The sequence below is a fragment of the Bacillus sp. 01N45 genome, assembly GCF_056399205.1.
On the sequence record NZ_JBFTQW010000001.1, the window covers coordinates 554753 to 579676 of the forward strand.

Annotated in this window: 27 protein-coding genes; 3 read left to right on the top strand and 24 right to left on the bottom strand. The window is 36.2% G+C overall.

Annotated features, from left to right (window positions below; genetic code table 11):
• Positions 1 to 227 precede the first annotated feature (227 nt).
• A complete protein-coding gene (locus AC1DMU_RS02940) occupies positions 228 to 1106 on the bottom strand; it encodes a YitT family protein (RefSeq protein ID WP_000435955.1) in 879 nt (292 codons plus the stop codon).
• A 149-nt stretch (positions 1107 to 1255) separates the two neighbouring features.
• Between AC1DMU_RS02940 and AC1DMU_RS02945 the strand changes: the two genes are divergently transcribed.
• Entirely contained in the window at positions 1256 to 1510 is a 255-nt protein-coding gene (locus AC1DMU_RS02945) for a DUF2624 domain-containing protein (protein WP_001048965.1), read from the top strand.
• Positions 1511 to 1536: 26 nt separating this feature from the next.
• Here the strand turns inward: AC1DMU_RS02945 and AC1DMU_RS02950 are convergent, their stop codons facing one another.
• Both AC1DMU_RS02950 and AC1DMU_RS02955 read right to left on the bottom strand, forming a co-directional pair.
• Entirely contained in the window at positions 1537 to 2433 is an 897-nt protein-coding gene (locus AC1DMU_RS02950; RefSeq protein ID WP_088064422.1) for a deoxyribonuclease IV, read from the bottom strand.
• A 190-nt stretch (positions 2434 to 2623) separates the two neighbouring features.
• Positions 2624 to 3934: a DEAD/DEAH box helicase gene (locus AC1DMU_RS02955; protein WP_000194012.1), complete on the bottom strand. Its 1311-nt coding sequence runs from the start codon at positions 3932 to 3934 to the stop codon at positions 2624 to 2626.
• A gap of 180 nt (positions 3935 to 4114) precedes the next feature.
• Here AC1DMU_RS02955 and vrrA point away from each other — a divergent pair, with 180 nt between their 5' ends.
• Positions 4115 to 4849: a VrrA/YqfQ family protein gene (vrrA, locus tag AC1DMU_RS02960; protein ID WP_097907663.1), complete on the top strand. Its 735-nt coding sequence runs from the start codon at positions 4115 to 4117 to the stop codon at positions 4847 to 4849.
• Positions 4850 to 4938: 89 nt separating this feature from the next.
• Positions 4939 to 5889 carry a 4-hydroxy-3-methylbut-2-enyl diphosphate reductase gene (locus AC1DMU_RS02965; protein ID WP_088064424.1) on the top strand — a complete coding sequence of 317 codons (951 nt, stop codon included), beginning with the start codon at positions 4939 to 4941 and terminating at the stop codon, positions 5887 to 5889.
• Between the two features lie 38 nt (positions 5890 to 5927).
• Here AC1DMU_RS02965 and AC1DMU_RS02970 read toward each other — a convergent pair whose 3' ends face one another.
• The 21 genes from AC1DMU_RS02970 to mtaB all read right to left on the bottom strand — a co-directional run bounded on the left by AC1DMU_RS02970 (position 5928) and on the right by mtaB (position 24922).
• Positions 5928 to 7049, bottom strand: coding sequence for a Nif3-like dinuclear metal center hexameric protein (locus tag AC1DMU_RS02970; protein ID WP_088064425.1), 1122 nt, complete (start codon positions 7047 to 7049; stop codon positions 5928 to 5930).
• Positions 7046 to 7753 carry a tRNA (adenine(22)-N(1))-methyltransferase gene (locus tag AC1DMU_RS02975; protein WP_088064426.1) on the bottom strand — a complete coding sequence of 236 codons (708 nt, stop codon included), beginning with the start codon at positions 7751 to 7753 and terminating at the stop codon, positions 7046 to 7048. The genes AC1DMU_RS02970 and AC1DMU_RS02975 overlap by 4 nt, the downstream gene beginning before the upstream one ends.
• 165 nt (positions 7754 to 7918) lie before the next feature.
• Entirely contained in the window at positions 7919 to 8275 is a 357-nt protein-coding gene (gene cccA, locus AC1DMU_RS02980; protein ID WP_000828141.1) for a cytochrome c550, read from the bottom strand.
• A 385-nt stretch (positions 8276 to 8660) separates the two neighbouring features.
• A complete protein-coding gene (gene rpoD, locus AC1DMU_RS02985; protein ID WP_000764061.1) occupies positions 8661 to 9788 on the bottom strand; it encodes an RNA polymerase sigma factor RpoD in 1128 nt (375 codons plus the stop codon).
• A 59-nt stretch (positions 9789 to 9847) separates the two neighbouring features.
• Complete coding sequence (dnaG, locus tag AC1DMU_RS02990) at positions 9848 to 11644, bottom strand: DNA primase (protein WP_000528234.1); 1797 nt, start codon at positions 11642 to 11644, stop codon at positions 9848 to 9850.
• Between the two features lie 82 nt (positions 11645 to 11726).
• Positions 11727 to 11897 carry a DUF188 domain-containing protein gene (locus AC1DMU_RS02995; RefSeq protein ID WP_179862445.1) on the bottom strand — a complete coding sequence of 57 codons (171 nt, stop codon included), beginning with the start codon at positions 11895 to 11897 and terminating at the stop codon, positions 11727 to 11729.
• Between the two features lie 598 nt (positions 11898 to 12495).
• Positions 12496 to 13308 carry a pyruvate, water dikinase regulatory protein gene (locus AC1DMU_RS03000; RefSeq protein WP_000368941.1) on the bottom strand — a complete coding sequence of 271 codons (813 nt, stop codon included), beginning with the start codon at positions 13306 to 13308 and terminating at the stop codon, positions 12496 to 12498.
• A gap of 29 nt (positions 13309 to 13337) precedes the next feature.
• The gene (ccpN, locus tag AC1DMU_RS03005) at positions 13338 to 13970 is read right to left on the bottom strand and encodes a transcriptional regulator CcpN (RefSeq protein WP_002077328.1); all 633 of its coding nucleotides are present in this window, start codon (positions 13968 to 13970) and stop codon (positions 13338 to 13340) included.
• Between the two features lie 107 nt (positions 13971 to 14077).
• Positions 14078 to 14824 (bottom strand): DNA repair protein RecO, encoded by a 747-nt coding sequence (recO, locus tag AC1DMU_RS03010; RefSeq protein WP_000487012.1) that lies wholly within the window; start codon positions 14822 to 14824, stop codon positions 14078 to 14080.
• Between the two features lie 33 nt (positions 14825 to 14857).
• Entirely contained in the window at positions 14858 to 15001 is a 144-nt protein-coding gene (locus AC1DMU_RS03015; RefSeq protein ID WP_000883924.1) for a YqzL family protein, read from the bottom strand.
• A gap of 176 nt (positions 15002 to 15177) precedes the next feature.
• On the bottom strand, positions 15178 to 16083 hold the full coding sequence (gene era / locus AC1DMU_RS03020) for a GTPase Era (protein ID WP_001080239.1): 906 nt from the start codon (positions 16081 to 16083) through the stop codon (positions 15178 to 15180).
• Entirely contained in the window at positions 16076 to 16474 is a 399-nt protein-coding gene (locus AC1DMU_RS03025) for a cytidine deaminase (protein WP_001086294.1), read from the bottom strand. The genes era and AC1DMU_RS03025 overlap by 8 nt, the downstream gene beginning before the upstream one ends.
• Positions 16475 to 16573: 99 nt before the next feature.
• Positions 16574 to 16927 carry a diacylglycerol kinase family protein gene (locus AC1DMU_RS03030; protein WP_000715485.1) on the bottom strand — a complete coding sequence of 118 codons (354 nt, stop codon included), beginning with the start codon at positions 16925 to 16927 and terminating at the stop codon, positions 16574 to 16576.
• On the bottom strand, positions 16924 to 17394 hold the full coding sequence (gene ybeY, locus AC1DMU_RS03035) for an rRNA maturation RNase YbeY (protein ID WP_088064428.1): 471 nt from the start codon (positions 17392 to 17394) through the stop codon (positions 16924 to 16926). The genes AC1DMU_RS03030 and ybeY overlap by 4 nt, the downstream gene beginning before the upstream one ends.
• Positions 17391 to 19535, bottom strand: a complete 2145-nt coding sequence (locus tag AC1DMU_RS03040; protein ID WP_048541521.1) for an HD family phosphohydrolase — start codon at positions 19533 to 19535, stop codon at positions 17391 to 17393. The genes ybeY and AC1DMU_RS03040 overlap by 4 nt, the downstream gene beginning before the upstream one ends.
• A gap of 193 nt (positions 19536 to 19728) precedes the next feature.
• Positions 19729 to 20688 (bottom strand): PhoH family protein, encoded by a 960-nt coding sequence (locus tag AC1DMU_RS03045; RefSeq protein WP_000840500.1) that lies wholly within the window; start codon positions 20686 to 20688, stop codon positions 19729 to 19731.
• A gap of 3 nt (positions 20689 to 20691) precedes the next feature.
• On the bottom strand, positions 20692 to 21891 hold the full coding sequence (gene yqfD / locus AC1DMU_RS03050; RefSeq protein WP_000792473.1) for a sporulation protein YqfD: 1200 nt from the start codon (positions 21889 to 21891) through the stop codon (positions 20692 to 20694).
• Between the two features lie 178 nt (positions 21892 to 22069).
• Positions 22070 to 22363: a sporulation protein YqfC gene (yqfC, locus tag AC1DMU_RS03055; protein ID WP_000732264.1), complete on the bottom strand. Its 294-nt coding sequence runs from the start codon at positions 22361 to 22363 to the stop codon at positions 22070 to 22072.
• 108 nt (positions 22364 to 22471) lie between these two features.
• Positions 22472 to 22915, bottom strand: coding sequence for a GatB/YqeY domain-containing protein (locus tag AC1DMU_RS03060; RefSeq protein ID WP_000054579.1), 444 nt, complete (start codon positions 22913 to 22915; stop codon positions 22472 to 22474).
• Between the two features lie 15 nt (positions 22916 to 22930).
• A complete protein-coding gene (gene rpsU / locus AC1DMU_RS03065) occupies positions 22931 to 23104 on the bottom strand; it encodes a 30S ribosomal protein S21 (protein WP_000048061.1) in 174 nt (57 codons plus the stop codon).
• Between the two features lie 465 nt (positions 23105 to 23569).
• Positions 23570 to 24922 (bottom strand): tRNA (N(6)-L-threonylcarbamoyladenosine(37)-C(2))-methylthiotransferase MtaB, encoded by a 1353-nt coding sequence (mtaB, locus tag AC1DMU_RS03070; protein WP_000108688.1) that lies wholly within the window; start codon positions 24920 to 24922, stop codon positions 23570 to 23572.
• Positions 24923 to 24924: the final 2 nt, after the last annotated feature.

Here is a 24924-nt window from a genome sequence, read left to right on the forward strand (position 1 = left end):
TTTAATTCAGAATGATTCCGATTTATATCTATTTGAATTATAGTACAGCTTATTATAGTTGTAAACCAATCTGCCTAAAATATATCAATTTTTTCAAGAAACCTTACTATTATAACAAAAAGCAGAGAAAAATTCTCTGCTTCCGAAAAATATTCCTATAAAATGAAACCTTAATCAGATGAGGCCATCCCCTAACGATTGGCGAGGGTTTTTACTGGATAAATTTTCTAGTGGATAGCCGATTTAAACTTACCACCATTTGTCTCTTGTGTATTCATAATCGTAACAAACGCATTCGCATCAATTTCATACACAATTGATTTTAACTTCGTCACTTCCAGACGCGTTACAACTGCATAAATAACTTCTTTTTCTTTATCCGTGTAACCGCCTTTCGCTACAAGCTTTGTAGTTCCACGACCAAGACGATGCAAAATCGCATTTGATACTTCCTCATATTGATCTGATACAATTAAAACTGCTTTCGTTTCATCTAAACCTTGAATGACTGTATCAATTGTTTTGAATGCGATATAGTACGTCATAACAGAATACATAGCTTGTTCAACACCAAATACAAATGCTGCCCATGCAAAAATGAATAAGTTCACAAACATTACAAATTCGCCAACAGAGAAAGGTAATTTCTTCGTTAATAAAATACCCATAATTTCTGTTCCGTCCATTGATCCACCATGGCGAATAACGAGCCCTACACCAATACCTAAAATAAGACCACCAAACACTGTTGCTAAAATCGGCTCTGTTGTAAATGGCGGAACAGCATGTAACGTTGATTCAATAAACGCTAAAGCTACAATACCGAACGCCGAAGATAACATGAACGTTTTCCCGATTTGCTTATAACCTGAATACATAAATGGGATATTGAGAATAACGACTAAAGTAGAGAAACTTAACCACCAAATATTAGGAGTAAGATAATCTAATATAAGAGAAATACCAATAATTCCACCATCAATAATTTTATTTGGCATTAAAAATAGTTCAATCGCTACCGCTGCGCATGCTGCCCCAAAAATAATCATAACTAAACGATAAATAAGATGGATAACACTTTCTTTTCGATGTTGCTTTTGTTCCATAGGTCCTCCTTATACTCTTTTTCTATAGTTTTGTCCTTATATTATAACATACGCTTCTTTTTCTCATGGAAAAAGAAACTCTATACGAATATGTACAAGCTACGTACTCATATATTTCGATAGAAGAACGTGTGAAGGAGGATAACTCGATGAACCTCATTAAACAACTTGTAAATAAAAAATTAAATCATATTTCTACAAAAGAGTTATTGAAATATAGTAAAGAATATGAAGTTTCTATTACGACTGCACAAGCGGATCAAATTGTTTTACTTATGAAAGGAAAGAATATTAACATTTACGATAATGACGAACGGCTAGAGCTCTTAAAACAAATAGCAAAAGTAACCTCCCCTGCTACTGCCCAACAAGTAAATACTTTATTTCAGCAACTACTAAAATAAGGAGGGGAAAATCCCCTCCTTATTGCTTATTGCGCTTTAATTTTCTCAAGAATTCCTTCATCAAAAGTACCATTTTTCAGCATTTCGATTTCTAATTTATATGGTGGCTTCTTATCTTTTTTATCTTCACCTACATATGGCGTTTCAAGAATTTTTGGTACGTGCATTAACTGCGGATGATGCACAATATGATGTAACGCTTTATAACCGATATGACCGAAGCCGATATTTTCATGACGGTCCTTTCCTGCGCCGCATACATTTTTACTATCATTAATATGAAGTACTTGCAAACGATCCATACCAACAATCTTATCAAATTTATTTAATACGCCGTCAAAATCATTTACAATATCATATCCTGCATCGTGCGTATGACACGTATCAAAGCATACTGATAATTTTTCATTATATTTTACACCATCAATAATCTTTGCAATTTCTTCAAAGCTACGACCGCATTCTGTTCCTTTTCCTGCCATCGTTTCTAACGCAATGTTAACCGTCTGCTCTGGCATTAATACTTCATTAAGCCCTTTAATAATTTGTTGAATACCAGCATCCGCTCCTGCACCAACGTGCGCACCTGGGTGAAGAACGATTTGTTTCGCTACACCTAATGCCGATGTTCTTTCAATTTCCATGCGAAGGAAGTCTACACCTAATTGGAATGTTTCTGGCTTCGTCGTATTCCCAAGATTAATAATATATGGCGCATGTACGATAATTTCCTCAATACCGTTTAGTTCCATATGTTTTCTTCCTGCTTCTATGTTCAATTCTTCAATTGGTTTTCTTCGTGTATTTTGCGGTGCACCTGTATAAATCATAAACGTCGTTGCACCGTATGAAACAGCCTCTTCACTTGCTGCTAATAACATTTTCTTACCACTCATAGAAACATGAGATCCAATCTTTAACATACAATCACCTCTTCAATATACAATAGATATAATGATAGCATAATTTGTAGAAATATGTAGCGAATTGTTTGTTCCTAAAACACTACGCAAATTGTAACTAGCTACACTGAAACTTTAATCAGTGTTTTTTCATTCCCCACCGATTATTATCCCGCAAATATCCGGATAAAAAAAGATAAGGGGGCTCCCCTTATCTTTTTTTATTGCTATATTTTTTCTTCACTTTATCACGTTCTGTTGCAAGTTTACGTTTATAGTTTGGTTTTACTTTTTTCGGCTTTTTAATAACTTTCGTTGCCATAACATCAAGTTCATCATTTGGTTTTTTACGGCTCTTACGACGACGACGTTCACCTAAATCCGCCCACTCATCTCCGCGTAACTCTACATGCTTGAACTCAATATGACGTTGTTTTTCTAAACTATCTAACGCTTCTTCGTTTGCTGGATCATAAATCGTCACTGCAATACCTGAATGCCCCGCACGTGCTGTTCTTCCAACGCGGTGAACGAAGAAATCTAAATCTGATGGAAGTTCGTAGTTAATAACATGACTAATTCCTTCAATATCAATACCACGTGCTGCTAAATCAGTTGCAACAATATATTGGAATTCAAGATCACGAATTTGTTTCATCATTTTTTTACGATCACGCGGTGATAAATCTCCGTGAATTCGTCCAACTTTTAAGCCACGTTCCATTAATCCGTCAGCAACCTGATCCGCCATCTTCTTCGTATTCGTGAAAACAACTGCTAAATACGGTTTAAATTGTAGCAACATTTTGTTCACTAAATCGATTTTGTTACGATGTTTAGAAGGTACTAAATAATGCTCAATATTCCCAGCCGCAACTTGTTTTGGATTGATATGAATATGCTCTGGATTCTCCATATATTTCTTCAGAAACGGTTTTAGTTTTTGAGGAATTGTTGCAGAGAAAACTAGCATTTGCAGGTTTCTAGGCATGCGTGATGCAATTTTGTCTACATCATGAATGAATCCCATATCAAGCATTAAGTCTGCTTCATCGACAATAATAGTATTTGCTTTATGAACAAATAATGCTTGTGCTTCCACTAAATCTTTAATACGTCCTGGTGTTCCAACTACAATATGAGGTTGTTTTTTCAACTTTTCAATTGATCGTTGTTTATCAGTTCCACCAATTAAACAACGTGCTGTAATCATTTGATCTTCCGCACAAAACTTTGTTAATTTCACGATTTCTTCGTAAATTTGTTGTGCTAACTCACGAGTAGGCGCTGTAATAACAAGTTGTACTTCTTCACGACTTGCATTAATTCTGTTCAATGTAGGAAGTAAGTATGCATGTGTTTTCCCAGAACCTGTTTGGGATTGTCCAATTACACTTACACCTTTTTTCACGACCGGGAAAATTTTCTTTTGAATTCCTGTCGGCTCTGTAAAGCGTAGTTCACGAACTGCATCTATTAAAAATGGTTTAAAATCATACTGTGTAAAAGTTTGTTGTGTCATAAGTTACACCTTCTTTCTAAATTTCTACTGCGCGCACAAATCAGCCAAGTCTACATTATATCGAAATCTACAAGTAAAATCCATCTTTAGTTTAGGTTTTTACTTCAAAAACTAACCTTCTTCCCTCTTATTGCATATTGTATGTGTATATACCTAACTGAAGAAAGGAGGATTTCTCACATGTTTCCAAAATCCCACACAAGGCAAATGTATCCGAATCAAGGACAGCAACCTTATACACCATATCCAATTCCACAACTACCACCGATGGCACAAAAAAAGAAAGGGTTCCTTGCTAAACTCTTTAAAAAACACGATCCAACCGAGCCTTTCATGCAAATGGTTCCACCTTATCGACAAATGGATGGACCGCCGCCAATGATGCACCAGCAACCGCCGCCCCAATACCAACAACAATACCAATACCAACAACAATACCCGCAGCAATACTCACAACAATATCAACCATACATGCAGCAACATCCAGAGCAAATGATTCCCCCTCAAATGTATGAATCAAATGAAACGCGCGGCGGTGCAGCAACTACAGCAGCATCAAGTAGCGGCATCGGCAGTTTTTTTGCAAATTTAATTTCGAATCCAACTAATATGATAAACAATATTGAAAAAGTATCCCAAGTCGTTCAATCTGTAAGCCCTGTCGTCGAACAGTACGGTCCTATTATGCGTAACCTACCAAGCATTGTTAAAATCCTCACCTCTGGAAAAAGTACGGAAGAAGATCCAACTAAAAATCCAACTGAAGACATAACAGAAAAGGTTGAGGTAGCAACTCCGCCTCCTCCACAAAAAAAAAGAAAAAGAAAAAAAATAGTGATTGAGCCTGTCATAGAAAAAGAATTACGAGAGGAGCCTGTTCAAAAAATAGCAACAAAACCAAAACTATATGTGTAACAATCCTTTGTTTTCTATCCATTCCTCCTTTATAATGTAAAAGACTATGCACAAAAGTATCCCTTGTTTAGAAGGAGAGGATTACTCATATGAAAATTGTTAAAATTTCCCCTCGTGGTTATTGCTACGGTGTTGTGGACGCGATGGTTATTGCACGTAACGCCGCATTAGATACATCATTACCAAGACCTATTTATATTTTAGGTATGATTGTTCACAACAAACATGTAACAGATGCATTCGAAGAAGATGGCATCATTACATTAGACGGTCCAAGTCGATTAGAAATTTTAGATAAAATCGATTCTGGTACTGTTATTTTCACTGCACACGGTGTTTCTCCAGAAGTTAAACAACGTGCAAAAGAAAAAGGTTTAACGACAATCGATGCCACTTGTCCAGATGTTACAAAAACACATGACCTTATTGAAGCAAAGAAAGCTGAAGGTTACCATGTCATTTATATCGGCAAAAAAAATCATCCAGAACCAGAAGGTGCAGTTGGTATTGCACCTGACATCGTTCACCTTATCGAAAGAGCTGATGATTTAAAAACATTAGAAATTCCAACAGATAAAATTTTAGTTACAAATCAAACAACGATGAGCCAATGGGATGTTCAACATTTAATGGAGGACATTCAGAAGAAATTCCCAACAGCAGAATTCCATAAGGAAATTTGTTTAGCAACTCAAGTTCGCCAAGAAGCTGTCGCTAAACAAGCTGATGTTGCAGACTTAACAATTGTTGTCGGTGATCCGAAAAGTAACAACTCAAACCGTTTAGCACAAGTATCACAAGAAATCGCTGGTACGAAAGCATACCGCGTTGCAGACGTAAGTGAGATTAAATTAGAGTGGCTACAAGGTGTAGAAAACGTAGCTGTTACAGCAGGTGCTTCTACTCCAACTCCAATTACAAAAGAAGTTATCGCTTTCTTAGATCAATATGATCCAATGAATCCCGCTACATGGGAGAGATTTCGAAAAGTACCATTACAAAAAATATTGCCTCGTGTAAAAGTGAAAAAAGAACAATAATAAAAACCGTTGCCTATAAGCAACGGTTTTTATTTTTCTTATACAAATGTAAATGGATCTGTATGTAATTGCGAAGCATGAATGTGTACATTGAGTTTCTTGTCATCCAATTTTTCTTGTAATTGCTTTTGTACACCTTGCTTCATTACTTTTTCAACGTTATGTCCTGGGTCAACTATATTTAAACCGAGCATCATCGCATCATGAGCAACATGATAATACATGTCACCTGTTACATATACATCCGCTCCTTTAAATTTAGCTTGATTGATGTATTTGTTACCATCGCCACCAAGTACAGCTACTTTGCGCACTTTATCATTTAAATCCCCAACAACTCGTGCACCCTTTACATCTAATGATTTCTTTACATGTTCCGCAAACTGTCCAAGTGTCATTTCTTCTTGTAAATATCCTATTTTTCCAAGCCCTAATGTTTCACCTTTGTTATCAAGTGGATACACATCATATGCTACTTCTTCATATGGATGTGCCGTTACCATTGCTTTAATCACTTTTCGCTGTAGTGAAGCTGGAATTATCGTTTCGATTCGCACTTCTTCTACGCGTTCTAACTGCCCAGTTTCCCCGATATAAGGATTTGTTCCCTCTTGAGGTACAAACGTACCTGTACCCTCGCTATTAAACGTACAGTGGCTATAATTGCCGATATGACCAGCACCTGCGTCTCCTAATGCTTTTCGTACTTCTTCTGCATGAGTTACTGGCACAAACACAACAACTTTTTTCATTTCTTCTGCATATGTCGGTGCCAAAACTTCTGTATTTTGCAATCCTAACGCCTCAGCAAGTAAATCATTTACCCCACCCTTAGCAACATCCACATTTGTATGTGCTGCATAAATGGCAATATCATTTTTAATACACGTTTCAACAATTCTTCCGTACGCTTTATCTGTATGAATCGCTTTTAACGGATTAAAAATTAAAGGGTGATGCGCAATAATGACATTCGCCCCTAATTGAATTGCTTCATCCACAACTTCCTCCGTTACATCTAACGCAATCAATACGTGTTGTACGGGTTTATTAAGCGCTCCAATTTGCAGGCCAATCTTATCTCCTTCCATCGCCAAATGCTTCGGATACATACTTTCAAATAAAGAAATAATTTCATGGCCATTTGGAATTTTACTCATGATAAAACCTCCCGTATCATTTTCATTTTCGCTTCTACTTCCGCACGCTTCGCTTTTGTTTCTTCAGAATCAGCCGCACGTTCTAACTGCTTTAAAATATTTTGGAAGTTTTTCAATTCCCCTTCCCATTTTTCAACGAAAGCTTCACCTTTTTCTTTTATTAAAAATGGTCCCATAAATAATTCCGCTTGTTTATTTTCAGAATAAGGCACCGCAACGTCTCCTCGCTCGCCTACTAAAATCTCGTAAATTTTCCCATCTTCTTTTACGATTTTTTCATGGATAAGCTCCCATCCATTCTCAATAAACCATTCACGAATGTGATACGCTGCAATATTCGGCTGTAAAATTAAACGAGTTACCCCTTCTAATTTTTCTTTACCACTTTCTAAAATGTCACGAATTAACGCTCCGCCCATTCCAGCAACCGTAATTACATCTACTTCTCCTGGCGCGATAACAGCTAATCCATTCCCTTTACGCACATCTACTTTATCTTGTAAGCCACTTTCAGCTACAGTTGCTTGTGCAGAGCGAAATGGTCCATCTACAACCTCTCCAGCAACTGCTTTTGTAGCAATATTATTTATAATTGTATAACACGGTAAATACGCATGATCCGATCCAATATCAGCTACTGTAGATCCTACCGGTATTTCACGCACTACTTCTTCTAATCGTTTTGAAAGCTTTACTTCATTCATGTATTTCCATTACTCCTTCTCTTGTCAGTCTGTCTCCATGATAATGAATTTATAGTCGTTGTTGCAAGCCTATAAAAACAATTCACTTCTCTATCACTCATCGTATTTTAGAAAATATAGAAAAACAAGCCCTTTGCATAAGCAAAAGGCTTGTCATACGGAACTTTATTTTTTCTTCGATAACCAATCAGCTACTTTAGCGGCTTGATCAGCTGGAACTATATTGGCAGGCATATTTCCTTTTCCTTTCGAAAGAATTTCTTTAATTTCATCTTTTGAAAGTTTTCCACCAATTTTTTGTAAATTAGGTCCTACTGCCCCTTGTAACTGATCACCGTGGCAGCTCGTACAGCTTTGCTTCACAATATCCTCTGGTTTTGATGCTGTTTGTGCTGGCTTCCCGCCATTTTTTGCATCAGCTAACTCTTTAGATTTATTTAGCCCCTGAAATGAAAATACAAACATAACGATAATACCTAATGCTGCAATAAGAGCGAACGGAATCAGCGGATTACGTTTCATATCTCTTCTCCCCCCTCTATACCCCTAAATAGTTAGATGATTCAGTCATTTCCATTGTACTTGAAAACGCTCTATCAGAAAAGAGTAAACTACTAATCGTTAAAAATATTCCATACATTCAGTTTATTGTTTTTTATTGTTATATCGCTTATTATTTCGATAATTATTAACGTTTCTCATCATATTTTTCACTTTTCTACATATATTTTTGTATAGAATACACAAAATTAATCGAAAAATCGAAAAATGAGCATTTGCAAATCAAAAGACAATTCTGTAAAATAAATTACAAGAAATTGTAATCGTTGCTGATAGCTAAAGTTTAACAAAAGTTAACAAAATAAAAAAGTTTACTTCACAAAGGTGAAGTAAACTTAAAGGTAGCCTATTCTAAGAAATCCTTAAGACGCTTACTACGGCTTGGATGTCTTAATTTACGAAGTGCTTTTGCTTCAATTTGACGGATACGTTCTCTCGTTACGCCGAATACTTTCCCAACTTCTTCAAGCGTACGAGTTCGTCCATCATCTAAACCAAAACGAAGACGTAGAACATTTTCTTCACGATCTGTTAGTGTATCTAACACATCTTCTAATTGTTCTTTTAGCAATTCATACGCTGCATGGTCCGCAGGCGATGTTGCTTCTTGGTCTTCAATAAAATCACCTAAATGGGAGTCATCTTCTTCACCGATCGGTGTTTCAAGAGAAACTGGCTCCTGTGCAATTTTTAAGATTTCGCGTACTTTTTCTGGAGCAAGATCCATTTCTTCACCAATCTCTTCAGGAGATGGTTCGCGTCCTAAATCTTGTAGTAATTGACGTTGTACACGAATTAACTTATTAATCGTTTCAACCATATGAACTGGGATACGAATTGTTCGTGCTTGGTCTGCAATCGCACGTGTAATCGCTTGGCGAATCCACCAAGTTGCATACGTACTAAATTTGAAACCTTTACGATAATCGAACTTTTCAACCGCTTTAATTAGACCCATATTCCCTTCTTGGATTAAGTCTAAGAAAAGCATACCACGGCCCACGTAGCGCTTTGCAATACTTACTACAAGACGTAAGTTTGCTTCTGCAAGACGACGTTTCGCTTCTTCATCGCCTTCTTCAATACGCGTTGCAAGTCGAATTTCTTCTTCTGCAGATAGTAAATCTACACGACCAATTTCTTTTAAATACATACGAACGGGATCATTGATTTTAACCCCAGGTGGTACACTTAAATCATTAAGGTCAAATTCTTCTTCCGCTTTTGTAATTTGGCGATTATTAGGACCTTCGTCGTTATCATTGTCACCAACTAAGTCAATCCCTTGTTCACCTAAATATTCATAGTATTCATCCATTTGATCGGATTCAATTTCAAATCCATTCATGCGTTCTGCAATCTCTTCATATGTAAGAACGCCACGTTTTTTTCCGAGCTCAGTGAGTTGTTCTTTCACTTGCTCAAGGGTCATTTCAGTTTCAATTTGTTTAGAACGAGCTGGTTTGTCAGCCATCTGTTCCCCTCCTTACGCGAGATACAAACATTCATTATACTAAAAATTTATCAAAAAAGCTATTTTCTCGCTTTTTGATTTTGTAAATATGCTACATAATATTTAGCAGCCTCTACAGGATCTGTTTTTTCCATTTGTTTTACCTTAAAGATGATTTCCATCTTTTCAAGTTTTTCTTGATGACGGCTGAGCGTCTCCAAATGGCCTTGTAACACTTCTTCTGTGTATTCTGGATTAATAAATTCATCCGTCGAAATATCAGTGATAATATTTTTCAACTTCTCATCAGAGAGCCAACTTAAAAATGTTCCGACTGAAGGTTCATTTCCCTTTTCATAATATGCGTATAGTTCATATAAAATCCCTTTATGTTCTTCTGTATGAAAATCTTCTATGTGGGATTCCATACGAACAGCCACTTCTGGACTTTGCAACATATGATAAATAATTTCTCTTTCTGCCCTTTCAAAACCTGTTAACTTCGGTTTTGTTTGAACAATTTGAGACGGCTTAGAAACCTGCTTTACTTGTTTTTGCTGTACCTTTTGTTCTTTGCGATATTGGTGCAATTGATTCAAAAGAGTTTCCATTGAATACGAAAATTCTTGCGATAATGACTTCAAATATGATTCTGCCTGCATCGCATCCTGTAGCAACGATAACTCTTTTAAAACACTTTTCACATATTCTTCTTTGCCAGACTCATCTTGCAAATTTTTCCCTAAACGCAAATAATTTATTTTAAAACCAACAAAACTTATACTTGATTTCACAAGATTTTCAAAAGCAGTTGTCCCATATTGTTGCACATATTCATCAGGATCAAGCTTATCTGGCAAGGATGTAACTTTCACTTGGCAACCAACTTTTAGCAATAATTGCCCTGCTTTCATCGTTGCTTCTCGCCCTGCTTTATCACCATCATAGCAAAGAACAACAGTTTCAACGTTACGTCGCAGAAGTTTTGCTTGTTCTTCAGTTAAAGCTGTTCCCATTGTCGCGACAGCTTCTTCCACACCACTTTTTACCGCAGCCATTACGTCGGCATACCCTTCAAAAAGGACCACTTGCCCACGCTTTCTAATAAACGGCCTCGCTTGGTGGAAGTTATACAACAATTTACTTTTATGAAAAATCGGTGTTTCAGGGCTATTTAAATATTTTGGAGTGTCATCTCCTAATGCCCTTCCACTAAACGCTATCACTTTACCTTGTAACGTATAGATTGGAAACATAACTCTTCCACGGAAGCGATCATAATGACTACCATCCTTCTCGCTTCTTATGAGAAGACCAGCTTGTTCCATACTAGACAGCGATAAACCTCTTTTTTGTAAAATTTTCGTTGCTGCATCCCAAGCAGGTGACGCATAACCAATTTCAAACTTCTCAATCATCTCTTTCGTAATACCACGTTTTAACAAATACGAAAGTGCTTCATTTCCTTCTTCTGTATTTACTAATAAATGATGATAGTACTTTTTCAAAAGTTCATGAGCCTGTTGCATGATGACAGTGTCATCAGATATGTCTTCTTGTTGTCCTTGCCCTGATGTATACTCTGCAACCGCCATTCCATTTCTTTCACCTAGCTTTTGAACAGCCTCGGTAAAAGCCAATCCTTCCATTTTCATTAGAAAGGAAAATACATTTCCACCTTCTCCACATCCGAAGCAATGAAAAATTTGCTTATCAGATGAAACAGAGAATGAAGGAGAATTCTCACCATGAAATGGACAAAGGCCAAAATAGTTACGCCCCTGTTTTCTAAGTTGAACGTATTCACCAATCACTTCTACAATATCCGATGACGTCCGAATCTGTTCAACAACTTCTTCGGGAATTCTGTTCCCCATAAATCCATCTCCGTGTCGTATTTTGTATTCGATAAAAATTAAAAAATTCCTTTATAATTCGACAATATTTTTTCTAAACTTATTAGAAAGTGTTGTCGATCACGTTATCAAACGATTTTGTAGGCCCTTTTCTGCGTAATTTCGCAGATACGTACCTACTATATAAAATTGTATCCATTTGCTCACCTGTTACAAATGTACCTCCTGGAGACAATACATATACACTTTTTACAAGAAGACTAGCAAGCACCATATCCTATGTGATCACGAGATCTGTTTTTTTTGCATGTTGATACATATAAAAAATCAACTGTAGCTTATTCAGTATCTACGTAGATCCAATTTCCCTTGCTACTTCCTTAAACGATGAGCATACGATGTGACAAACAAAATTTCGACATGAACTTTCGTTCCAACTTGCACAATTTTCAGCATTCACAGGCTATGCATCTGCATCAACTAATACGATATTGATGTTTTGCATATTTCTGTATTCTACATCCCTTCTGCGAATCCTTCCATAATGTGCGTTTTCTTGTATAGATTTTGTCGATTTAACGTAATTACATGTCTTTTCGTAAATCCTATCCCTAGTTTATTCTGAAAAATTAAAGTCTAAACGTAAAATATAGGTTTTTATCACAATTTTTTATTATAATATATTTTCTTCAACTACGCTACATATCCCTTTATTTTTTCATCTTCTATTTCAGGATAACGAAACCCTGCCTTTAGCATAATAAAAAGACAGAAGAATATAAGTATAACCACTCCGCTATAATCTATTACGAAATTAACAGGTATTGTGTTTCTCACGAGCGAAAAAAGCACATTCACCTTTGGTAAATGTGCTAAAACAATTTTTGGTTTTGCACTGCATTCACAATAATGTTGGCTGTTTCTTCAATCGCTTTATTCGATACATCAATTACTTGACAATTTATTTTACCAACTACATTCTCAAAGTGATCAATTTCTTCTTTAATACGATTAATATTGGCATATGTTGCACCATCACTTAGTCCAAGTGATTTCAATCGCTCTTTTCGAATATGATTCAACTTCTCTGGCGTAATTTTCAAACCGAAGCATTTTTCTTTAGCCACTTGATATAACTCTTCAGGCGGATCTACTTCTGGTACGAGCGGTACATTAGCAACTTTCAAACGTTTGTTATGAGCTAAATATTGAGAAAGTGGTGTTTTTGATGTGCGCGAAATCCCAATCAACACGATATCTGCTTTTAAAATACCACGCGCGTCTCTACCATCATCATACTTTACAGCAAACTCAATCGCTTCAATCTTTTTAAAGTATTCTTCATCTAATCTACGAACAACACCCGGCTCATATCTTGGTACTTGCCCTGTAATTTCTTCAATTTGATCGATAAGAGGCCCGATAATATCATATGCCTCTACGCCTTCTTTCGCAGCCTCTGTCACTAAATACTGACGCATGTCAGGCTTTACTAACGTAAAACAAATAAGCGCTTGATTGCTCTTAGCAATCGAAATCACTTCTTTTAATGTCCCTGTATCTTCTACATACGGTACACGTCTAATATCAGGAGCAAATGGGAATTGCCCCATCGCTGCTCGAACAACCAAATCAGCCGTTTCTCCAACAGAGTCAGATACGACATATACGATTTTATTATCCATTATATTACCTCACTTTAAACAAATTACACTTATTCGTTATTTACTAAGTTTACAAACGCACGTGTAATATTTGTTTTTGTAATTCGTCCAATCACTTCTAAACCTTGCTTCGTATCTTTCACAACCGGCATCGCATCAATCTGTCTTTCTATTAATTCCATCGCAATATCATACAAAGAATCCTCTCTACGACACATCGCAATGTTTGGCATCCTTGTCATGATAATATTAACCGGAAGAGAGGTTAAATCCTGCTTTCCAAGGCTAGCTCTTAATAAATCTTTACGAGACACAACACCAACTAATAGAATCGCCTGATCTACAACAAATAAGGTACCTACGTCCTCTAAAAACATTGTACAAATCGCATCGTATACTGATACATTTTTATCAATTACAGCTGGTCTAGATTGATAATCTTGTACTTTAATTTTCTTAACAGCCTCAGATAATAGCTGCCCCCCGGTTTTACCCGTATAAAAATAACCTACGCGTGGACGCGCTTCTAAATAACCAGCCATCGTTAAAATTGCTAAGTCTGGTCTTAGTGTTGCACGTGTTAATCCTAATTGCGCAGCAATTGACTCCCCTGTAATAGGACCGTGATCTTTTACAATCTGAATGATATGTTCTTGCCGTTTATTCAGCTCTATGATAATCACCACCTTTAATGCACAACGAAAAAAGTTATACTATCTCTTAAATATTATATACTAAATATGCTATTTGAAAAAGATAGGATGTAAAAAGGACCGTATACGGCCCCAAATTATATTTGAAACTTATCAAGTTGTTCTAAGAAACGTCTTGACTTCAAATAAATCCCGCAATATTCATCATAATATGTATTCAATACTAAACGCATTTGTTTTTTTGTGCTATCCTTCACCGATACATTACCAAGTCTATGTAAATCGAAGTGGTAGAAAAGACGTAATAATTTATGAACAGCTTCCCCCACTGGTATACGATACTGGTCTTGCTCAGCATGACGCGAGCACAGAAAACCGCCTTCCCGGACAGAGAAGGCGACAAAATCTGTTTCTTGATGACAAATCGCACATGTATCAAAGTACGGGCGCATCCCTAATACCGGAAGCATTTTCGTTTGATAAATTAATGATAATACTTCTGAATCAACACCCTCACACATATAATGCAACGTTTGATATAACATTTCAAATAAATATGGATTATGTTTTTTATCTTCTGTTGCTTTATCAGTTAACTCAACAATAAATGATGCATAAGCAGTTAAAAATATATCCTCGCGAATTTCTTTCATAGTTGAAATAATCTCGCCTTGTTGCAAAGTTCCAAGTCCAGATCCCATTTGAATAAGAAAATTACCATGGGTCATAAGTTGCGAAACAGATGCTAACCGGCTTTTCGGTTTTTTCGCTCCTCTTGCCATTGCACTTACCTTACCCAATTCTCTTGAGAATATTGTAACAATCTTGTTCGTTTCTCCGTAATCTGTCGTACGGATAACGATGCCCTCAACTTTTTGAAACATGTTCGTCACCATCCAAGGTTTGAACAAAACGGGTCAAGAAATTGGAGAGTCTAGATGCGCTAGCTCCTCTTCATGTTGATCCATCTCATCGTTTACGTCTTTTTCCATTTCTTTCAAAAGCAAGTACGTTTCAATGCTTCCTGTTTTGGAGAAAAACTTCCAGGTAAAATCTAGCATAAGAATCCACCTTTCTCAATAAGCGTAGCCTATAAACCAATTTCCTTTGTTGTTATTAAATTGACCCATTTTGTCCATTTTCATGTGAGAAAAATTTTTCCTAATTTATCAAAACTCATAAAAACCAATAATCAGCGGATGAACAAAACATCCGCTGATTACAGATTTACTCTATTTTAGTACTCGTCTTCGCGGAAACCAAGGTCACGAAGCTGAGACATTTTATTACGCCAATCTTTTTGCACTTTTACCCATACTTCTAAAAATACTTTAGAACCAAGTAATGCTTCAATGTCAAAACGAGCTCGCTTACCGACTTCTTTTAACATCTTTCCTTGCTTACCTATAATAATTCCTTTTTGTGATGCACGTTCAACAACAATCGTTGCGTTTATATAAACCGCTCCGCCCTCACGTTTTTGAATTGCATCAATAACAACCGCTACAGAGTGCGGCACTTCTTCACGTGTTAAATGTAATACTTTTTCACGAATAAGCTCTGAAATAATAAATCGCTCTGGATGATCCGTTACTTGATTATCTGGATAGTATTGCGGTCCTTCTGGTAAATACTTTTTAATTGTTCCAATTAAAGCATCCACATTATTGCCGTCTAATGCAGAAATTGGTACAATCTCTGCAAACTCATATAGTTTACGGTATTGATCAATTAACTCTAATAATTGCTCTGGATGAAGTTGGTCAATTTTATTAATTACTAAAAATACTGGTTGTTTCGTTTCTTTTAATTTCTCAATAATGAATTCCTCACCGCGACCAAATCCTTCAACTGCATTGACCATAAACAGAACAATATCAACTTCTTTTAATGTCGTTTGAGCCATCTTCACCATGAAGTCGCCTAATTTATGTTTAGGTTTATGTATTCCTGGTGTATCAATAAAAATTACTTGTGAATCATTTTCTGTATATACGCCTTGAATTTTATTACGAGTTGTTTGTGGCTTATCACTCATAATGGCAATTTTCTGGCCGATAATACGATTTAAAAATGTAGATTTCCCAACATTCGGTCTGCCAATAATAGAGACAAAACCTGATTTATAACCTTTTCTATTCATGTAAATCCTCCGCTAAAAATGCTCCTGGTAACAATTCTCCGACTGTCGTCTCTTGAACGTCACCATGTAAATTTGATAGGTATACTTTCGTATCCTGTTTACATAATTCTACCATAACTTGTCGACATGCTCCACAAGGAGGTACTGGACGCTTTGTATCCGCCACAATCGCGATAGCTACAAACTCTTTATCTCCTTCAGAAACCGCCTTAAATAAAGCTGTTCTTTCTGCACAGTTACATAAGCCATATGATGCATTCTCAACATTACATCCACGATATACTTTTCCATCCTGTGTTAATAATGCTGCACCTACTTGAAATTTAGAATATGGTACGTACGCTTGTTTACGCGCTTCGATTGCTTCTTGAATTAATTGTTTACTATTCATATTCCCGCATCCTTCCTGTCCACAGCTGTGAATAGATACACTCTCTCATTAAAGGCCTTTACGGCACTTTCAAAGCTTCATAAAAGCTTTGGAATGCAACTATACCACATACGGCAAAAAGATAATAGCACCAATTATAACGGCTATTATCGCAAACAATAAAACCGATCCGGCTGCGACATCCTTTGCAATTTTCGCAAACGGATGTATATCGGTAGTCGCTAAATCTACTGTTTTTTCCACAGCCGTATTTACCATCTCTAAACTCATTACAATTCCTATTACAATAAGTAATACCATCCACTCTACTTTCGTAATATGGAAATAAAAGCCGCAGCATATAACAATAACTGCGGCTACATAATGAATTTTCATATTGCGTTCATGACGAAGACAAAAGAATATACCTGCTATAGCATATCCAAAACTATTTATAAGTTTTCCTTTTTTCATCGACCTAATCCAAATGCCTCTAAAATTTCTTTTTGTCTTCCAAACATTTCTTTTTCATCCTCTTCTGTCATGTGGTCATAACCAAGTAAATGTAAAAAGCCATGTAACGCTAAAAAGCCAAGTTCACGATCAAAAGAATGTCCATACTCTTCAGCTTGTTCTCTCGCTCTCGGAATAGAAATAATAAGGTCACCTAACATACGAGGCATCTCTGCACCTACAATTTCCATTTCTCCTTCTCCCATTTCTTCCATAGCAAAGGAAATGACATCAGTAGGCTGATCCTTATCTCGGTAATCACGATTAATCTCGCGAATGCGTTCGTTATCTACAAATGTCACTGATAACTCCGCACCATCCTCTATTTTTTCCATTTGAGCTGCTTTTTCTAATATCTCACGAATTAAATTCACATATTCTTCTTTCACTTCTTCTGTTTCATCAATGAAATCAATTAATAAACTCATTCTTTCTCCTTCTCTTCCGGTGGTTCCGGATATGTAATACGCGAATGGAAAATACCATTTAACGTTTCACATAACGTTTTTCCAACGATTTGTAGTTCCTTAAACGTCAAATCACATTCACTAAATTGCCCATCTTGCAGGCGATCTTTAATAATACTTTGTACTAAATTATTAATTTGATCTGGCGTTGGGTGATTCATAGAACGTACTGCCGCCTCAACACTATCAGCAATACCAACAATTGCCGACTCTTTAGAAGTTGCTTTTGATCCTGGATAGCGAAACATCTCTTCTGTATATTTTTCTTTATCTTCTTTAATCGCCTTATAATAAAAATATTTAAGTAATGTTGTACCATGGTGTTGTCCAGCAATATCGATAATTTCTTGCGGAATATGGTATTCTTCGAGCATTCTGACTCCATCTGTTACATGAGCAATGATAATATCTTTACTCGTCACAGGATCTAATTTATCATGTGGATTTTCAATTCCCATCTGGTTTTCAATAAAGAATTGCGGTTGTACTGTTTTTCCTACATCATGATAATACGCCCCTACACGTGCTAATACACCATTTGCTCCAACCGCTTCACACGCTGCCTCAGAAAGATTCGCTACCATTACACTGTGGTGATACGTTCCTGGCGCTTCTAACAAAATTCTACGTAAAAGCGGATGATTCGGACTTGATAGTTCCATAAGCTTCATGCTTGATACAATTCCAAGTCCACTCTCTAAATATGGTAATATCCCCATAGCCAAAACGGATGAGATAATTCCTGAAACGGAAGCCATCAATAATTGCGTTCCAATTTCAAGAGGTGAAAAATTCCCATTACGTAATAATAATAACGCCGCTAAGACGACCACATTTAAGATAGAAACGAGTATACCAGCTTGCAAAATCATCGTACGACGATTTTTTTCTCTTAAGAAAATGCTTACTGATAATGAACTTAACAACACATAAATACCTACACTATAATTCAGTGTACTTGTTACCCCTTCATTAAACATAATACTTCCGCACACAGAAAAAATCATACTTGTTAAAAATACAAATCGGTCGCCAATCATTAGTTTTACAAGTATTGTTCCCATCGCAACCGGGACAACATACGCAATTCCTGCATATTCAAGCTTTTGAAACAAACTAATCGTTTTCATTAAAACAATCGTGATAGATAAAATTGTAATATACGCTAAAATATACGGTCTATCTTCTCTTTTACGCTGTAAAAATACTTCAAACTGCTTATGCATAAAGTACAGTAACACACCAATGAGCACTGCTAATCCAACATAAGGCTGAAAACTATTACCTTTCTCTAATAAACCGACTAATTTCAACTGATTATACATATCACTTGAAATTGTTTCACCTTCTCTAACAATAACTTGTCCTTGAAGAATATAAACAGGTGGAATTAAATCTTCTTCCGCTTTCTTCTTCTCTTTCGTTACAGCCGGATCATAAAAATAATTTGCTGTAATCGCATATGATCCTAGCGCGTTCACAGCTTCCTTCAATCCACTATTCACATTGAGGCTTTTCATTTCATTAACAAATCGCTCTTTTGCTGCTATTTCTTCGGACATTTTAATATTTCCACCCATAATAACACTAATAGACGTTAGAGCCGCGTTCTTTGCTAATTCTAATTGATCCGGTTCTGCATTAATAAAATATAATAAATTCTCATCAGATAATTCCTTTGTTAAATTAGATGGCAACTTCTTCTTCAATTTTTCTAATTTATTTGCATCGGTCATCTTTTTTTGCTCTTCAGGTCCAGCAGCTTTCATCTCTTGAATTGCTTCATTTACCTTAGCAAAAACATCATTTACAATATCTACTCTATTTTGTTTATATTCACTTCTATATGTATATTGATCTCCAACTTTTTGAGCGGCCTCTTGTTTTTTTCTGTCCGTTATAACCTTATCTTCAATTTTAATAGGAGAATGAATTGTTTTTTTTGCAATAGAATACATATCAACATCTAATTGCTCTGGTTTTACATTATTCATAAGTGCAAAAAACAGCACTGCTCCTAATAAAACGTAAGAAATCCAACTTAGTTTTTTCGAATGTTGTAAATTACGAAACCACTTAGAAATTTCTTCAGATCTTAACATGATTTCAATACCTTCTCCTCTCCAGAAATAAAGTGAAACTATTTATAGCTTTCATTTCTTCTAGCCAACAATACTTTTAAGTAACATTTTGATACACCAGCACCTATAGTTTATTTCTCTTATCTTTTATGATAGTAAAAAATATGCCGTTCGCCAACCTTAATACAAAAAGAAATGATCCTGACAAATAGGATCATTCCATTTTATCATATGCCTCAATAATACGTTGCACCAGCGGATGCCTCACAACGTCCGTTTGTTCTAATGTAATGAATGAAAGACCTGATACACCAGATAAAATGTTAGAAGCTAGCGAAAGCCCTGATTTTACCCCTTTTGGTAAGTCTACTTGTGAAGGGTCCCCCGTAATAACCATTTTAGAACTAAAACCTAATCTAGTTAAAAACATTTTTATTTGTGCACCCGTTGTATTTTGCGCTTCATCTAAAATAACAAATGAATCATCGAGCGTACGCCCTCTCATATAAGCAAGAGGTGCAATTTCAATTACCCCTCGCTCCATCATACGTTGCGTATATTCTTGTCCAAGAATATCGTGCAAAGCATCATACAATGGACGTAAATACGGATCTACCTTCTCTTTCAAATCTCCTGGTAAAAAACCTAAACTTTCTCCAGCTTCTACAGCCGGTCTCGTTAAAATAATTTTCTTTACATACCCTTGCTTTAAAGCTCTCACAGCCATTACTACAGCTAAGTATGTTTTCCCAGTCCCAGCAGGTCCCATTCCAAATACAATATCATTCTTCTTCATTGCATGAATATATCTTCTTTGCCCCATTGTTTTTACACGAATGGATTTACCTTTTGCCGTTTTAAAGATTTCTTCTTCATATAACTCTTCAAATTGAGCAATTTTCCCTTGTTGTGCGAGCTGAATTGCATACGCAACATCTCTTTCAGTAATTGATATACCTTTTCGAATAACAACAAGTAATTGCTGTAAGATTTTTTCTACGAGTGTCACAGTTTCAACTGCTCCAGATGCATGAACAGTTTCACCTCTAGTTACAATCGATACATTCAATTCCCGTTCAATTACTTTCAAATGAGCATCATTGACTCCAAAAAGAGCGATTGCTTCGTTAGCATTTTCCAATTGTTGGTTCATTTCTACTAATTGTTCTGCCATTACTCAGTCTCCTTGAATATCGGATTCGGATATTGGTTGTGGCTCTGCAATATTTTCGATCACAGTATAATGCAATGTGACTTTTAGTTGATCCGCCTCAACCTCTTTACTCAAAATCTTATCACTTACAATCATAGCATGTTCATCCAATTTTTTCTTTAGTTCTTTTTCAGCCATCTCTTTCGCTACTTTCATTGCCTGTTTTTCTGTATATTCCCGATTCGCTTCTTCCTCTTCTCGTACAATATCTTTTTCATACGCGATCGGCAGTGTAAAACCAAATAGTTTCACATCGTGTTTTACACTTTCAGTACGAGAGCGTTTATACTTATCATGTTGAAATCCCCATATTTTTATTTTCGCACTCCCAAATGTAAGGTAATGCTCATTATACGCATTGCCAGTATATACTTGAAATTGCGTCTTTAGTGGTACACTCACCTCAGATGTGTACCACGTTTCTCCATATACAATACCTTTCGCCGAAACAATCGTCGGACTCTCCTCATTACCGTATATCCCTGATACGAGAAGCTGTCCTTTTTCGACATGGTCATTTTTCAAGACAACTGGTTTTCCTACTTCAACAAATGTTTTTGTCACAATCGCTTCTTTTTTTGCAACTAAATTTTGCGGTCTTTGTTCCTTTTCTTTTTTCGGCTCGTTTTTTTCAACAATTTTAAAATGGTACGTCGTTCCTCTTATTTCTAATCCCGCCCAAGTAATCGCATTAATATTGTCTGTCAAATGACGTTGTACATCTTCTACATTAGGCATTTGGAATTGTAATTTTCCTTTTTTAATACCCATTTTGTCCAATTCTTTCATCAATATATATTCTGTTTCAGGTTTCGCTCCTGTAATTTCAATTTTCCAAACCATATTGGATAATGCAATCATGCCAAAAAAGAAAATTAAAAAACCAATTAAGAATCCACTATTTTTAATTAAACGCTTATTCAAAAAAGGAAAACCGTAACGCCCAATAAAATATAATTTACATTCATTTTTTCTATAAATTGGTTTTATTTTCTTCACATCTCGTAATAACATACAAAAAACTAACGTTTCATCAGCAATTTTCTTAACATCCCAAACTAATAATTTTCTACGTACACATTCGTTAACGAACCGTTCTGCACCTCTACCTTCAATTCGTACTTTTACATATCCAAGCCACTTTATAAACCATTTATTTTTCATCTACTATCTCCACTACCTTTCCAAAAGTATACACACTACTTTTTTCACTTTAATTAGCAAAATAGCTCGTACGAAAATGAAATAAAGAGTTCTACCACCCATAAATAGCGAGATAAACTGAATAGTAAGGTCGAATCACGAAAATAACGAAGAAAAACTTCACATATGGAAGTTTCCCTCACTCCTCTTTTTTTTCGTTTTCTAAAAATGTCACTTGCTCAATTATTCCTTCAAGCAAAAGTTCTTCTGGAAGGATTGTTTTAATAATAAAGGATTGCCCTTTAATTAATAATTGACCGTGCTTTAATAACAATCTTACTTCTTTATCTGAAAACACTAATAAACCCCGATGATTTTCTATATAGATATGCACTTGCCCAACAAGCGTGATCCGAGGTAGATCCATTAGCACATCCACTGGCAGGTCTATTTGCTTTGTTAACCAATTCTTCATTTGTTCTAATTTTTTCATCTCAAAAGACCCCCTCTCATCCCATATGTATGAAAAAAGAGCTTGTAATATCACGTCCAAACTGAAAAAAAGCATAAAAAAACGTCTCATACGAAATGAGACGTTTTTTTATGCTAATAGCTGGATAACCAACTTATTCACAAGTGATCCGTCTGTTTTACCTTTTACTTTCGGCATAACAGCAGTCATCACCTTACCCATATCTGCTTTAGAAGTTGCACCAACTTCAGAAATAACTTGCTTAATTACATTCGCTAGTTCTTCTTCTGTTAATTGCTCCGGCAAATATGCGCTTAAAATCTGAATTTCACTTTGCAGTTTATTAACAAGGTCTTCACGACCAGCTTTTTTAAATTCAAGGAGGGAGTCCTTATACTGTTTTACTTCACGAGCTAAAACTGTTAATTCCTCTTCTTCAGTAAGAGTATGTTGCAGTTTAATACCTTCATTTTGTAAAGCAGCCTTAACCATACGAATAACGGTTAATTTTTCTTTTTGTTTATTCTTCATCGCTTGTTTCATATCATCGTTTAAACGACCGAGAAGACTCATCACTTACACCCTCTCTTAGAATTTACGCTTTCTTGCCGCTTCAGATTTCTTCTTACGTTTTACACTTGGTTTTTCATAAAACTCGCGCTTTCTTGCTTCAGCAAGTGTACCAGTTTTAGAAACCGATCTTTTAAAACGGCGAAGTGCATCCTCCAAAGACTCGTTTTTACGAACGACTGTTTTTGACATTCTCTTTCCCTCCCTCCGAAACATCACACTTACATACTAATTTCAGCATGCAAAAAGAAACCCTTCTTCAGCATGTCTTTTACGATTATAATACATTTTATCACTTCAGGTCAACTATTTGGCAGAATAAAAGAAGAATAGATGCCCTTTCCTGTTCAAAAGCTACGTAGATAGCTATTATCCATTTCCCCTGAAGACAACTATATTTTTATCATTACATCTTTTTTAATGCAGGAATGTACGAAACAACTACTCATTCGACGTACCTGCCTTTTTCAGTACTTAACTTCTCCACGAAAAAAGAAAGCATGCAAATCGTTTCCGTTTGCATGCTTTTTTTATTCCGCTATTTGCCGGGCAGTAAGCCCCCCCACCTCAAAATTCAGCACAAGCAAAGAACTTAGGTAGGAATCCGGCTGATAATTAGTGGGGAGGAACAAAAACCCCACTGATTAAAGTTTCATTTTATGCGCTTGCTGATTCCTTTTTTACATCATCTTCAAGAACACGAACAAATTGCGCTTCGTTATATGGATAACCAGCTTTCGTAATTTTCACTTTCACTAGCTTACCAATTAACTCTTCTGATCCTTCAAATACAATTTTTAAGTAGTTATCCGTATAGCCTACATATAACCCTTTACGGTCGCCCTCTTTAAATTGCTCTTCCGGAATGATCTCAAGCACTTCCCCTTCAAACTGTGACGCATACTCTTTCGCTAATTGGTTAGATAATTCAATTAAACGATGAACACGATCATTCTTCACATCTTCAGGAACTTGATCTTCCATACGCGCTGCAGGTGTTCCTGTACGCTTTGAGTAAGGGAATACGTGTAACTCAGAGAAGCGATTCTCTTTAATGAAATTGTATGTTTCCATGAATTCTTCTTCTGTTTCACCTGGGAAACCAACGATTACATCCGATGTAATCGCAAGGCCTGGTAACGCTTCTTTCAATCGATCTAAACGCTCTTGGAAAAATTCCATCGTATACTTACGACGCATACGCTTTAATACAGTATTAGATCCAGATTGCAATGGAATGTGCAAGTGGCGTACAACTACTTCAGACTTATCTAACACTTCAATTACTTCATCTGAAATCTGACTCGCTTCAATAGAAGAAATACGAAGACGTTTTAATCCGCCTACTTCCGCTTCCATATCACGAAGTAATCCAGCTAAGTTATAATCTTTAATATCTTCACCGTACCCACCTGTATGAATACCTGTTAATACGATTTCTTTATAACCTGCATCTACTAATTGCTGCGCTTGTTTAATAACTTCTTTTCCATCACGAGAACGCATTAAACCACGTGCCCAAGGAATAATACAGAATGTACAGAAATTATTACAACCTTCTTGTATTTTTAAAGATGCACGTGTACGATCCGTGAAATAAGGTACATCCAGTTCTTCGTATACACGTGTTTTCATAATGTTGCGGACCGCATTAATTGGTTGACGCTCTTTGCGGAATTCTTCAATGTATCCTAACATCTTTTCACGATCCTGTGTACCAACTACAATATCTACACCTGGAATCGCCATAATTTCCGCTGGAGATGTTTGTGCATAACATCCCGTTACACAAATAACCGCATCCGGATTTTGACGAACAGCACGTCTAATAACTTGACGGCTTTTCTTATCCCCCGTATTCGTTACTGTACACGTATTAATAACATATACATCAGCTTTCTTTTCATATTCAGTTCTTTCATATCCACCTTGTTTAAACAATTGCCAAATGGCCTCTGTTTCATAGTGGTTTACTTTACAACCTAACGTATGGAACGCAACAGTTGACATTG

Excerpts from the sequence above, each read along its gene's own strand:
- yqfD (WP_000792473.1), bottom strand. The coding sequence starts at position 21,891 with ATGAAAAATAAATGGTTTATAAAGTGGCTTGGATATGTAAAAGTACGA.
- recO (WP_000487012.1), bottom strand. The coding sequence starts at position 14,824 with ATGTTTCAAAAAGTTGAGGGCATCGTTATCCGTACGACAGATTACGGA.
- AC1DMU_RS03025 (WP_001086294.1), bottom strand. The coding sequence starts at position 16,474 with ATGAATAGTAAACAATTAATTCAAGAAGCAATCGAAGCGCGTAAACAA.
- rpsU (WP_000048061.1), bottom strand. The coding sequence starts at position 23,104 with ATGTCAAAAACAGTCGTTCGTAAAAACGAGTCTTTGGAGGATGCACTT.
- yqfC (WP_000732264.1), bottom strand. The coding sequence starts at position 22,363 with ATGAAAAAATTAGAACAAATGAAGAATTGGTTAACAAAGCAAATAGAC.
- AC1DMU_RS02970 (WP_088064425.1), bottom strand. The coding sequence starts at position 7,049 with ATGAGTAAAATTCCAAATGGCCATGAAATTATTTCTTTATTTGAAAGT.
- AC1DMU_RS02975 (WP_088064426.1), bottom strand. The coding sequence starts at position 7,753 with ATGAATGAAGTAAAGCTTTCAAAACGATTAGAAGAAGTAGTGCGTGAA.
- AC1DMU_RS03060 (WP_000054579.1), bottom strand. The coding sequence starts at position 22,915 with ATGAGTCTTCTCGGTCGTTTAAACGATGATATGAAACAAGCGATGAAG.
- AC1DMU_RS03015 (WP_000883924.1), bottom strand. The coding sequence starts at position 15,001 with ATGCTAGATTTTACCTGGAAGTTTTTCTCCAAAACAGGAAGCATTGAA.
- vrrA (WP_097907663.1), top strand. The coding sequence starts at position 4,115 with ATGTTTCCAAAATCCCACACAAGGCAAATGTATCCGAATCAAGGACAG.
- AC1DMU_RS02995 (WP_179862445.1), bottom strand. The coding sequence starts at position 11,897 with ATGGTGCTTGCTAGTCTTCTTGTAAAAAGTGTATATGTATTGTCTCCA.
- AC1DMU_RS02965 (WP_088064424.1), top strand. The coding sequence starts at position 4,939 with ATGAAAATTGTTAAAATTTCCCCTCGTGGTTATTGCTACGGTGTTGTG.
- AC1DMU_RS02955 (WP_000194012.1), bottom strand. The coding sequence starts at position 3,934 with ATGACACAACAAACTTTTACACAGTATGATTTTAAACCATTTTTAATA.
- AC1DMU_RS02945 (WP_001048965.1), top strand. The coding sequence starts at position 1,256 with ATGAACCTCATTAAACAACTTGTAAATAAAAAATTAAATCATATTTCT.
- AC1DMU_RS03040 (WP_048541521.1), bottom strand. The coding sequence starts at position 19,535 with ATGTTAAGATCTGAAGAAATTTCTAAGTGGTTTCGTAATTTACAACAT.
- cccA (WP_000828141.1), bottom strand. The coding sequence starts at position 8,275 with ATGAAACGTAATCCGCTGATTCCGTTCGCTCTTATTGCAGCATTAGGT.
- AC1DMU_RS03030 (WP_000715485.1), bottom strand. The coding sequence starts at position 16,927 with ATGAAAAAAGGAAAACTTATAAATAGTTTTGGATATGCTATAGCAGGT.
- AC1DMU_RS03045 (WP_000840500.1), bottom strand. The coding sequence starts at position 20,688 with ATGGCAGAACAATTAGTAGAAATGAACCAACAATTGGAAAATGCTAAC.
- AC1DMU_RS02940 (WP_000435955.1), bottom strand. The coding sequence starts at position 1,106 with ATGGAACAAAAGCAACATCGAAAAGAAAGTGTTATCCATCTTATTTAT.
- era (WP_001080239.1), bottom strand. The coding sequence starts at position 16,083 with ATGAATAGAAAAGGTTATAAATCAGGTTTTGTCTCTATTATTGGCAGA.
- rpoD (WP_000764061.1), bottom strand. The coding sequence starts at position 9,788 with ATGGCTGACAAACCAGCTCGTTCTAAACAAATTGAAACTGAAATGACC.
- dnaG (WP_000528234.1), bottom strand. The coding sequence starts at position 11,644 with ATGGGGAACAGAATTCCCGAAGAAGTTGTTGAACAGATTCGGACGTCA.
- AC1DMU_RS03000 (WP_000368941.1), bottom strand. The coding sequence starts at position 13,308 with ATGGATAATAAAATCGTATATGTCGTATCTGACTCTGTTGGAGAAACG.
- mtaB (WP_000108688.1), bottom strand. The coding sequence starts at position 24,922 with ATGTCAACTGTTGCGTTCCATACGTTAGGTTGTAAAGTAAACCACTAT.
- ybeY (WP_088064428.1), bottom strand. The coding sequence starts at position 17,394 with ATGAGTTTATTAATTGATTTCATTGATGAAACAGAAGAAGTGAAAGAA.
- AC1DMU_RS02950 (WP_088064422.1), bottom strand. The coding sequence starts at position 2,433 with ATGTTAAAGATTGGATCTCATGTTTCTATGAGTGGTAAGAAAATGTTA.